Below are 10,173 nucleotides of genomic sequence, written 5' to 3' on the forward strand. Positions count from 1 at the left end.
CTGCGCCTGAGCCGCCACCCGTACGGCGCCGCGCCGTAGTGGTGCGGCCAGGAACAAGGAGCGAAGGCGCCGCAAAGGGCGCCGTCCCGTGTGCCCACCCGTCCCGCCCTGCGGGACGAATGCCCACACGGAGGTGTGCGACACCCGCACCGCCAGGCGCGGGCACACACGGCGGGGGGCACCGCCCAGCGAGCGCGGGCACATGGCGAGGGCGCCACCACCGCGCCACCCCGCCGGGCGCGGGCCCACACGGCGGTGGGCGACGGAGGCGCCACCCCGCCGGGCGCGAGCCCACACGGCGGGGCGCGACGACCGCAACACCCAGACAGGCGCGAGCCCACACGGCGGTGGGCGACGACCGCAACACCCAGACAGGCGCGAGCCCACACGGCGGTGGGCGACGGCTGCACCACCCCGCCGGGCGCGAGCCCACACGGCGGGGCGCCACGACCGCACCACCCCGTCAGGCGCGAGCCCACACGGCGAGGCGCGACAACCGCGCCACCCCGCCAGGCGCGGGCCCCTGCGGGAGGGGGACGGCCGCGCTGTCCCCGTCGGGCGGGGGGGTCAGGGAGTTACTGTTCGGCGTCCAGGGGCATCGGGCCGTAGATCTTCGTGCCGTCCTCCGACAGCGTCACCGCCGCCGCGCCCCCCTCCAGCAGGGCGCGCCAGTGTTCACCGAGCCAGGACTCCGCGTCGCCCTGGGTGCTGAACTCCTCGGGGGTGACCGTCGGCGGGACCTCGGTGCCGTCGGACTTCTCGAACCGCCACGTCCATGCCATGTCCGCCTCCTGGCGCTCACCGGATGATCGGTTTCCTGCCCGCAGCGTAGCCGGGCGCGCACCCGTTGCGGGGTCGCGGGAGGATCTAGGCGTGGAACTGACTCTGCTCGGCACCGGTGCCCCCCTCGGACTGCCCCGCCCCGACTGCCCGTGCGCGGTGTGCGCGCTGTCCCGTGGTGACCGCGCGCGGGCCGCGACCTCCCTGCTGGTGGACGGCGCGCTGCTGCTGGACCTGACGCCGGGCGCCGCCCTGGCCGCCGCCCGCTCGGGGCACTCGCTGGTCGGCGTACGGCAGGTGCTGCTGACGCATCCGCACGACGGGCCGGCCGTGGAGGTTCCGGCCGGGCTGCCGACGGCGGTCCGGGTGCCGGACGGGCGGGAGTTGACGCTCATCAGCGGGCACCGGGTGCGGGCCCTGGCGATGGACGCGCCGGGAACCGGTTACGAGGTGACCTCGACCGACGGCGAGCGGCTGCTCTACCTGCCGCCGGGCGGCGCGCCCGCCGGCCTCGGGGAGACGCACAGCACCCCGTACGACATGGTGGTCGCCGACGTGACGGGCCGGCCGGACGGTCTCGCCCGGCTGCGGGCGACCGGGGCGGTCGGCGCGAGCACGGACGTGATCGCCGTGCACCTGGACCATGACGCGCCGGCCGGCGCGGAGCTGGACCGCCGGCTCGCGGCGGCGGGCGCGCGGGCGGTGCCGGACGGGTCGACGCTGTACGTCGGCGAGTACCACGCGGTGCCCGACGTGCCGCGGCGCACGCTGGTGACGGGCGGGGCGCGGTCGGGGAAGTCGGTGGAGGCCGAGCGGCGCCTGGAGACCTTCCCCGAGGTGGTGTACGTGGCCACGGGCGGGATCCGCGAGGGCGACCCGGAGTGGGCCCACCGGATCGGCCTGCACCGGGAGCGGCGGCCGGGCTCGTGGCGTACGGAGGAGACCTGCGACCTGGTGCCGCTGCTCCGGGAGGACGGCCCGGCGCTGCTGGTCGACTGTCTGTCGCTGTGGCTGACGGACGCCATGGACCGGGTCGGCGCCTGGGACGACGAGACCTGGCGGAACGGCGGGCGGGAGGCGCTGGGCGAGCGGGTCGCCGAGCTGGTGGCGGCGGTGCGCGGGACGACGCGTACGGTCGTCGCCGTGACCAACGAGGTGGGGTCCGGTGTGGTGCCGGCGACGCCGTCGGGCCGCCGCTTTCGCGATGAGCTGGGGCGGCTGAACGCGGCGTTCGGCGACGAGTGCGAGCAGGTGGTGCTCGTGGTGGCGGGGCAGCCGCTGGTGCTGCGCGGGTAGGGTGCGAGCGACCACCCGAGACCGTGTGATTCCTAGGCGGAAGCAACCTTGAACCTCGACGACTTCTCCGATCTGATCGAGCGCCCCGACGGGGGGATACGGCGTGAGGCCGAGGAGCGCAGGGAGCGGCTGAGTGTCCGTCCCGGTGCGCTGGGGCGGCTGGACGAGCTGGGCGAGTGGCTTTCGGCGGCGCAGGGCGCGGTCCCGGTGCGGCCGGTCGCGCAGCCGAAGGTGGTGCTGTTCGCGGGTGACCACGGGGTGGCCTCGCTCGGGGTGTCCGGGCGGTCCGCGGGCGGTGCGTACGAGCTGGTGCGGGCGGTGCTCGACGGCGCGAGTCCGGTGGCGGTGCTCGCCCGGGCCCAGCAGGTGCCGGTGCGGGTCGTGGACGCGGGTCTCGACTGCGATCCGGAGCTGCTGCCGGCGGAGGTGACCCGGCGCCGGGTGCGGCGCGGTTCGGGCCGCATCGACGTGGAGAACGCGCTGACCGTCGAGGAGGCGCGCCAGGCACTGGAGCTGGGGATCGCCGTCGCCGACGAGGAGGCGGACTCCGGGACCGATCTGGTGGTGCTCGGCGACGTGAGCGTGGGCGGCACCACTCCCGCGTCGACGCTGATCGCCGCGCTGTGCGGGACGGACGCCTCCGTGGTGACCGGGCGGGGCGGCGCGGGGATCGACGACCTGGCGTGGATGCGCAAGTGCGCGGCGATCCGGGACGCACTGCGCCGGGCGCGGCCCGTGCTCGGTGACCAGCTGGAGCTGCTCGCGGCCGTCGGTGGTGCCGATCTGGCGGCGGCGACCGGGTTCCTGCTGCAGTCCTCGGTGCGGCGGATGCCGGTGCTGCTGGACGGCGTGGTGGGCGCGGCCTGTGCGCTGGTGGCGCAGCGGGCGGCGTTCCGGGCGCCGGACTGGTGGCTGGCGGGCCAGGTGAGCGGGGAGCCGGCGCAGTCGAAGGCGCTGGACCGGATGGCGCTCAACCCTCTGCTCGACCACGGCGTCACTGTGGGAGAGGGAACCGGGGCCCTGCTCGCGCTTCCCCTCGTCCGGGCCGCCGCCGCGCTGGCCGCGGAGCTGCCGGAGGTGACCTCTCCGGTGGCCGCACCGGCCGGGGAGAGCTGAGACGAACGGATCACGGCACCGGGTGCCGCCGGCCGCCACGCGCGGCCGGTGGCATCCGGCGCACGGCCGTGCGGAGCGATGCCCCATATGATCGCTTTTCATGGGAGAGGTCCGTTTGTCCAGCGAGGGAGCGCCCCAGAGCACGGTCCGTTCGCGCCGCAGCGCCGCGTTCGCCGTCTGGTATCTGCGGGTCGTCACGTTCGTCAATTTCCTGAGCGCCGTGTGGGTCTCGTTCGGCCAGGACCTGCGCCGGCACAACACGGACGACTACTTCACCCCGTACATGCTGACGGCGGGCTTCGCGTCGGGGGTCCTCACGCTCTTCCTGGCGATCACCATGCGCCGCCGCAAGCGGGCCGCGTGGATCCTGAACCTGGTGCTGTCCGGACTGTTCCTGCTGCTCTTCGCGGTGGTGATGGCGTTCCCGGAGATCCGGCAGCACGCCCAGAACTGGATCTCGCTGGCCCTGACGGCGGCCTTCTTCGCCGCGCTGCTGCTCGGCCGCAGGGAGTTCTACGCGAAGGGTGACCGCTCCAACCCGCTGCTCGCGACGGCCGTCGCGGTCGGCGGTCTGCTCGTCACCTCGCTGCTCGCCGCCGGCCTGGTCACCGTCACCAACGAGTCGACCGGCCACTCCACCTTCCTGGAGCGCTGGCGCTACGGCGTGATGCGGCTGGTCACCGTGGCCGCCGACGATTCGCGCTTCCCCGGCATCTCCACCCCGGGCTGGGTGGACGTGGCCGTCAACGTGATGTCCACGCTGCTGCTGTTCGCCGTGCTCTTCGCGGCCTTCCGCTCCCGGCGGGCCGTCGACCCGCTCACCGAGGAGGACGAGGACCGGCTGCGGGTGCTGCTCGACAAGCACGGCGACCGGGACTCGCTGGGCTACTTCGCGCTGCGCCGCGAGAAGAGCGTCGTCTGGTCGCCCAGCGAGAAGGCGGCCATCGCCTACCGGGTGGTGGGCGGGGTGTCGCTGGCCTCCGGCGACCCGATCGGCGATCCGGAGGCCTGGCCCGGCGCCATCGAGCCCTGGCTGGCCGAGGCCCGCGAGCACGGCTGGATCCCGGCCGTCATGGGCGCGAGCGAGGAGGCCGGCACGATCTACGCCCGGCACGGGCTGGACGCCCTGGAGCTCGGTGACGAGGCCATCGTCGAGACGGACGAGTTCACGCTCGACGGGCGGGCCATGCGGACGGTCCGGCAGGCGTTCAACCGGGTCAAGCGGGCCGGTTACGAGGTGCGGATCCGGCGCCACGAGGACATCCCGGCCGACGAGATGGACGAGCTGCTCCGCAGGGCCGACGACTGGCGCGACGGCGCCACCGAGCGCGGCTTCTCGATGGCGCTCGGTCGGCTCGGCGACCCGGGGGACGGGCGCTGCGTGATGCTGGAGTGCACCGACGAGAAGGGCGAGCTGCGGGCGCTGCTGTCGTTCGTGCCGTGGGGGCCGAAGGGCCTCTCGCTGGATCTGATGCGCCGCGACCGGGACTCCGAGAACGGCCTGATGGAGTTCATGGTCATCGAGCTGTTGCAGCGCGCGAAGGAGATCGGGATCACTCAGGTCTCGCTGAACTTCGCGATGTTCCGCTCCGTCTTCGAACGCGGCTCGAAGCTCGGGGCGGGACCCGTGCTGCGGATGTGGCGTTCGCTGCTCAGCTTCTTCTCGCGCTGGTGGCAGATCGAGTCGCTGTACCGCGCCAACGCCAAGTACCGACCGATCTGGGAGCCCCGATTCATGCTCTTCGAGAAGAGCGCCGACCTGCTGCGGATCGGCCTGGCGGCCGGCCGGGCCGAGGGCTTCCTGGAGGCGCCGGGCCTGCCCAAGTGGCTGCACCGCAGGCACCTGGAGGGGCGGCGTTGAGCGGCGGCTTCAAGGCGTTCGCGCGCCGCGAGTGGGGCCCGCTGTACGGCACCGTGCGGACGGCGCTCGTCACGAGGAGGTGGCGGGCGGTCCCCATGACGCTGACCGCCGTCTGCCTCACCTCGGTCTTCCAGGTCGTGCAGAACCAGGACTGGGGCTACCAGCCGGTCCAGGACATCGGCTCGGTGCGGGCCGAGGACCCGCTGGTGCTCGCCCTGCTCCGTACGCCGCTGTCGTTGTTCGTGCCGGCGCTCGACCTGCCGGTGTGGGGCGCGCTGGCGCAGATCCTGCTGGTCTTCGGCATCGCCGAGATCTGCCTGGGCCGGTGGCGGACGCTGCTGCTCGCGTACGCGGCGACGTTCGCCGGCACGCTGTACGCCCGGGTCGGCATCGCCCTCGGACCGGACAACCCACTGGGGCTTCCGGCCTCGGACGCGCAGGTGGTGGACACCGGGCCGTCGGCAGCGGTCGTCGGGCTCGCCGTCTACGTGTGCCGGCGCCACCGGGCCTGGTGGACCGGGTCGCTGGTGATCGTGGCGATGGTCGTCGAGGTGATGATCAAGAACAACCTGGCCGGCAAGGAGCACCTGGCGGCGATCGCCGCCGTCCTGCTGGTCGTCGCCGTTCGGGAGTGGCGGGAGCGGCGCCGTCAGGACGACGGCGTGGAGCCGCGGCCGGGGACCCGTTCCTGGAAGCCGCCGATCAGGTCCTGAACCCTGCGGCGCACCCGGACCCAGCGCTTGTCGTGCCGGTAGGTGCGGATCCGCGAGCGGGCCCGGGCGCGGTGGCGGCGGCCGTAGAAGTGCCGGGACCACCAGGAGCCCGGGCGGGCGAGGCGGATCGCGCCGACGATCGCCACGAAGGGCACCAGGGCGCCGATCACGGCCATCCGGAACTTGCCCTTCACCAGGGTGACGAGGACGAGCAGGAAGTTCAGGACGAGGGTGAGGATGAAGGCGGCCCGGTTCTGCCGCTCGTCCGCCGTCAGGTCGTTCACGCCGAGCGGCGAGAAGCCCGCGAGCGCGAGCCCGACCAGGGCCGCGGTGAGGACGACGGCCTCGACGCTCTTGCGGCCGTCCTCCGACCAGTAGACGTCGTCGAGGTGGAGCACGAGCGCGAACTCGTCGAGGACGAGACCCGCGCCGATCCCGAAGATCACGGCGAACACCGCCGCGCCGATGCCGTGCCGGCCGCTGCCGACCGCGCCGAAGCCGCCGAGGATCGTGAGCACGACGCCCGGCACCACGTGATGGATGTGCAGTCCGCCCGAGGACACGTTGCCGAAGGGGCCCTTGCCGGCCCTGATCAGCCGGGTGACGGCCCGGGTGACGAGGAAGGTGACCACGAACGAGGTCAGGGCGAGGAGCAAGGGGAGCTTGCCGGGTTCGACGATGTTGCGCGAGAACCAGTGACCCATGCCACCCTCTGCCTGTCGCTCGGTACCGATTCGTCAGTTTTCTTCCTTTGGTGACAATTTAGCCCCTCGCCGGTGGCACTACCCTTCCGCGGATGGACGGCCTGCGTTTCGCCTTCGGCACCCTCACCGTGCTTCCCGCCCGCATCACCCGCTGGGACCGTGACGCGGCACGCGCCGGGATGCTCTGCGCCCCGCTCGCGGGCCTGGTCGTGGGCCTGTTCGCGGCGGCGGTCGGCGGCGTGTTCCTGCTGCTCGGCGCGGGCCCGCTGCTCGCCGCCGTGCTCACCGTCGCCGTCCCCGCGCTGCTGACCCGCGGCCTGCACCTCGACGGCCTCGCCGACACCGCCGACGGACTGGGCAGCGGGAAGCCCGCCGAGGACGCGCTGCGCATCATGAAGCAGTCGGACATCGGCCCGTTCGGCGTCATCGCCCTGCTCCTGACCCTGCTCGCCCAGATCGCGGCACTGTACGAGCTGTACGGGCAGGGCTGGGCGCACGGCACCGTCGCCGCCGCCCTGTCCGCGACCGTGGCCCGCCTCGCCCTCACGACCGCCTCCCGCGAGGGCGTCCCGGCCGCCCGCCCGGAGGGCCTGGGCGCGATCGTCGCGGCGACGGTCCCGTCCCGCGCCGCCGCCCTGACGACGGCAGCCGTCCTCCTCGCCTGCGCGGCCTCGGGAGCCCTCACCTCCTGGCCCGACGCCGCCCGCCACCTCTGCGCCGCCCTCGCCGCCCTGGCCGCGTCCGAACTCCTGCTGCGACGCTGCGTACGCCGCTTCGGCGGGGTGACGGGCGACGTCTTCGGCGCGGTGGAGGAGACGGCGGCGACGGTGGCACTGGTGGGGCTGACGCTGGGGTGAGGGCGGACGTGACCCAACCGTCACCTGCGCGAAGGGCAGCCTGGGCGACGGCTAGCAGGCCCTGCGCCACGCCCCCAGGTCGTACCTCTTCCGCATCGAGCTCAGGCCCAGTTCGCGGGAGCGGGGGCAGAAGGCCGACGGGGCGAGTTCGTATTCGACGTGGAAGACCGCCTTGCCCGCCTTCACGAAGGGGGTGAGGCGGTCGCACTCGTCGTACTCGGCGCACTGCTCGTTGATCGCGAAGTCGAAGTCCGCGACGAGTTGGGGGATCTGGTCCAGGTCGTTCTTCAGGGCGACCGACAGGCCGCGGTCGTGGGCCAGGCGGGCGATCAGGCGGTTGTAGCGGAGCTGGTCGGCGGCGGTGAGCGGGAAGCCGGTCGGGTTGGTGTAGCCGTCCATGTTGTCGGGTTCGACCGCGTCGAAGCCCTTGGTGCGGCACATGTCGAGGCGGGCCGCCATCAGCGGCTCCAGGAGGTCGGTGCGGCGGATGTCGAGCCAGCGTTCGCCGGGCCAGCCGTTGCCCTTGCCCAGGACGGACTCCGGGAACCTCGCGGCGTCCGGGCGGAAGTCCTCCCACGCGCCCGTGGAGACGTAGCAGACGACCTTGCGGCCGCGCCGGTGCAGGTCGGCGACCGTGGCCGCCGGGTGGTCGAAGCCGTCGATGTCGTACACCGGGACGTCCACCGACGGGTCCAGGCGGCCGCTGAGCTGCCACTGCCAGGCCAGGCCCGGGCGGGGCTGCCAGCGGGTGGCCGGGGTGCCGTCGGGCGTACGGGAGGACGGCGGCCGGCCGTCGGGCGCGGGCGGGACCGCCGTGCAGGCCGCGGCGAACAGCAGCAGGGCGAGCAGGGGCAGCAGGCGTCTCACCGGACGGGCTCCAGGGTGTGCGGGAGGGTGCCCCACGGGTGGGCACCGGTACCGGGCACCACGCAGTGGACGCGGGTCGACGGGCGGGCGTCCGCCGGCGCCGCGTACACCAGGTGGCAGTAGTGGTCGGCGACCGGCAGGTCGAGGCAGCGGTAGGAGTCCCACGGGCCCTCGAAGGTGACGAGCAGGTCCGCCAGGGCCTCGTAGCCGGGGGCGGGATGCGCGCCGTGGTTGAGGACGAGGGTCCGGGCGCCGGCGGCCCGCGCCGCCACGGCGAGCCGCCGGTAGTGCGGCAGCGCGTCCGGCGCGGTCGGCACCTGGTCGAGGAACGCGCCGTCGGCGCCGTACCAGTCGCGGTGCCGCACCAGGTCGGCGGCGACCTCGCCGTGCGGGCGGCGGCCGTAGTCGGTGTCCGCGTAGCCGAGCACCCGCACGCCCGCGTCCCGCAGCCGGGCGGCGACCTCGGCGAAGGCCGGGTCGGGCGCGCGGCCCGCCCCGCTCGCCGGGTTGAGGACGACGCCGTAGAGGGACGGGGCGGCCGCGAGGAGGGCGGCCCAGTCCTCGGGACGGTCGGCGGGATGCTCGTAGAACGGCACCAGGAGGGAGGAGTTCACGGTCCGGCACCTGCCTCAGTGACGGTGGGTGGTCGGTCGTACCAGCAGAACACGGGCGAGCACGCCCAGCGCGACGGCCGCGGCGCCCGCCGCGAGCGGACCGGCGGCCGGGGCGAAGGCCTGCGCGAGGCCCTGCGCGGCCGCCGCGAGCAGGCACACCACGGCCGCGGCCGCCACCGCGCCGTAGGCCTGGAGCAGCAGCCCCAGCCACAGCACCGCGCCGGTCAGCAGCAGCGACCCGGCCCGCGGCACGGAGACGGCGCCGGCGCCGGGCCACAGCAGCGCGGCCGCGACGGTCAGGACGCTCAGCACCGCCAGGTAGCCGCCGAGGCAGCGGGCCAGCGTGCCGGTGACGGCGCGCCGGAACTCGTGCGCCGTGGTCAGCGTCCGCAGCCGGGCCAGGCCCGCGGCACGGAAGCGGTGCAGCAGCCATTCCGCCGGACCCATGGAGAGGGTCAGCGCGATGACCGCGTCGGCGCCCGCGTACAGCACGAGCAGTCCGCTGCCGAGGCCGAACAGGCCGTACGGGAGCGAGGCCGCGAACGGCGGCCCGCCCCGGCCCCGGGCGCCGCGCCGCAGCCCCGGGCGCAGGACGAGCGCGGCGAAGGCGGTGGCGGCGGCGAGCGGGAGCACGAGCAGCGCGATCCGCAGCGGCGCCGGCAGGTCGTACCGGAAGGCGGGGACGGCGCCGGCGAGCGGCAGCAGCGCGGCGAGCAGGGCCCGCTCGCGGCCGAGGACGAGCAGGACGGTCGCCGCGGCCAGGTAGAGGGCCTGGCCGGCGCCGAACAGGGCGGCGGCGGCCTCGCCGGGACCAGCGGCGGCGACCGTGACGACCGCCCCGGCGAGCGCGCCGGCCGGGGCGCCGGTGAGCAGCGCGCGGACGGCGGCCCGGCGGTCGCCGAGGCCGAGCCAGGTGTACGCGCGGTGCGCGAGGACCTGGTTCCACACCCAGCCGGTGACGGCCCCGGCGAGCAGCGGGACCGCGCCCGGCGGGAGCCCGTGACGGCCGGGCCCGTCGGCGAGCAGCGGGGCGCCGAGGACGTAGCCGAGGCCGGGCAGGGCGAAGACCAGGCCGCGCAGCAGACATCCGCCGAGGCCGCCGTGCCAGGGGCCGACGGGCTGGGGCTCGGGGGCGGGGTGGCGGCGCTCGGTGCGGGCGTAGAGGTCCTCGGCCAGGGCGAAGGAGTCGGGGCGGCCGTAGGCGAGGCGGATGTGGTCGTCGGTCATGCCGTCGGACTCGAGGATCGCGGCTATCTCGTCGGGGTGGACGGCCACGGCGGCCAGTTCGTCCAGGCGTTCGGCGAGGGCGTCCAGCGGGTCGGGGGCGAGGAGCACCGGGCCGGGCGGGGCTCCGGGCGGGGCGCC

Annotated in this window: 10 protein-coding genes; 5 read left to right on the forward strand and 5 right to left on the reverse strand. The window is 74.8% G+C overall.

Features of this window, described 5'->3' with window-relative positions; translation table 11 throughout:
* Positions 1-575: 575 nt before the first annotated feature.
* Complete coding sequence (locus ESG85_RS05675) at positions 576-782, reverse strand: hypothetical protein (protein ID WP_128976921.1); 207 nt, start codon at positions 780-782, stop codon at positions 576-578.
* Positions 783-873: 91 nt separating this feature from the next.
* Here ESG85_RS05675 and ESG85_RS05680 point away from each other — a divergent pair, with 91 nt between their 5' ends.
* The 4 genes from ESG85_RS05680 to ESG85_RS35270 all read left to right on the forward strand — a co-directional run bounded on the left by ESG85_RS05680 (position 874) and on the right by ESG85_RS35270 (position 5,766).
* Positions 874-2,076 (forward strand): bifunctional adenosylcobinamide kinase/adenosylcobinamide-phosphate guanylyltransferase, encoded by a 1,203-nt coding sequence (locus ESG85_RS05680; RefSeq protein WP_164986173.1) that lies wholly within the window; start codon positions 874-876, stop codon positions 2,074-2,076.
* A gap of 48 nt (positions 2,077-2,124) precedes the next feature.
* Positions 2,125-3,192: a nicotinate-nucleotide--dimethylbenzimidazole phosphoribosyltransferase gene (locus tag ESG85_RS05685; protein ID WP_128976922.1), complete on the forward strand. Its 1,068-nt coding sequence runs from the start codon at positions 2,125-2,127 to the stop codon at positions 3,190-3,192.
* A 100-nt stretch (positions 3,193-3,292) separates the two neighbouring features.
* Positions 3,293-5,053 (forward strand): phosphatidylglycerol lysyltransferase domain-containing protein, encoded by a 1,761-nt coding sequence (locus ESG85_RS05690; RefSeq protein WP_128976923.1) that lies wholly within the window; start codon positions 3,293-3,295, stop codon positions 5,051-5,053.
* Entirely contained in the window at positions 5,050-5,766 is a 717-nt protein-coding gene (locus ESG85_RS35270) for a hypothetical protein (RefSeq protein WP_181018972.1), read from the forward strand. The genes ESG85_RS05690 and ESG85_RS35270 overlap by 4 nt, the downstream gene beginning before the upstream one ends.
* Here ESG85_RS35270 and ESG85_RS05700 read toward each other — a convergent pair.
* A complete protein-coding gene (locus tag ESG85_RS05700; RefSeq protein WP_128976924.1) occupies positions 5,703-6,470 on the reverse strand; it encodes a hypothetical protein in 768 nt (255 codons plus the stop codon). The genes ESG85_RS35270 and ESG85_RS05700 overlap by 64 nt on opposite strands.
* Before the next feature lie 92 nt (positions 6,471-6,562).
* Between ESG85_RS05700 and cobS the strand changes: the two genes are divergently transcribed.
* Entirely contained in the window at positions 6,563-7,327 is a 765-nt protein-coding gene (cobS, locus tag ESG85_RS05705) for an adenosylcobinamide-GDP ribazoletransferase (protein ID WP_128976925.1), read from the forward strand.
* A gap of 51 nt (positions 7,328-7,378) precedes the next feature.
* Here cobS and ESG85_RS05710 read toward each other — a convergent pair whose 3' ends face one another.
* The 3 genes from ESG85_RS05710 to ESG85_RS05720 all read right to left on the reverse strand — a co-directional run.
* Complete coding sequence (locus tag ESG85_RS05710; protein ID WP_128976926.1) at positions 7,379-8,194, reverse strand: endo alpha-1,4 polygalactosaminidase; 816 nt, start codon at positions 8,192-8,194, stop codon at positions 7,379-7,381.
* Positions 8,191-8,808 carry a spherulation-specific family 4 protein gene (locus tag ESG85_RS05715; protein WP_128976927.1) on the reverse strand — a complete coding sequence of 206 codons (618 nt, stop codon included), beginning with the start codon at positions 8,806-8,808 and terminating at the stop codon, positions 8,191-8,193. The genes ESG85_RS05710 and ESG85_RS05715 overlap by 4 nt, the downstream gene beginning before the upstream one ends.
* Before the next feature lie 15 nt (positions 8,809-8,823).
* The coding region (locus ESG85_RS05720) for a hypothetical protein (RefSeq protein WP_128976928.1) at positions 8,824-10,173 on the reverse strand (1,350 nt) is incomplete at its 5' end.

The sequence above is a fragment of the Streptomyces roseicoloratus genome (assembly GCF_004117935.1).
Classification (GTDB): Bacteria; Actinomycetota; Actinomycetes; order Streptomycetales; family Streptomycetaceae; genus Streptomyces; species Streptomyces roseicoloratus.

Bases quoted from the DNA above. Each gene is read 5' to 3' on its own strand.
- ESG85_RS05700 (WP_128976924.1), bottom strand. From the start codon at position 6,470: ATGGGTCACTGGTTCTCGCGCAACATCGTCGAACCCGGCAAGCTCCCC.
- cobS (WP_128976925.1), top strand. From the start codon at position 6,563: ATGGACGGCCTGCGTTTCGCCTTCGGCACCCTCACCGTGCTTCCCGCC.
- ESG85_RS05675 (WP_128976921.1), bottom strand. From the start codon at position 782: ATGGCATGGACGTGGCGGTTCGAGAAGTCCGACGGCACCGAGGTCCCG.
- ESG85_RS05690 (WP_128976923.1), top strand. From the start codon at position 3,293: ATGGGAGAGGTCCGTTTGTCCAGCGAGGGAGCGCCCCAGAGCACGGTC.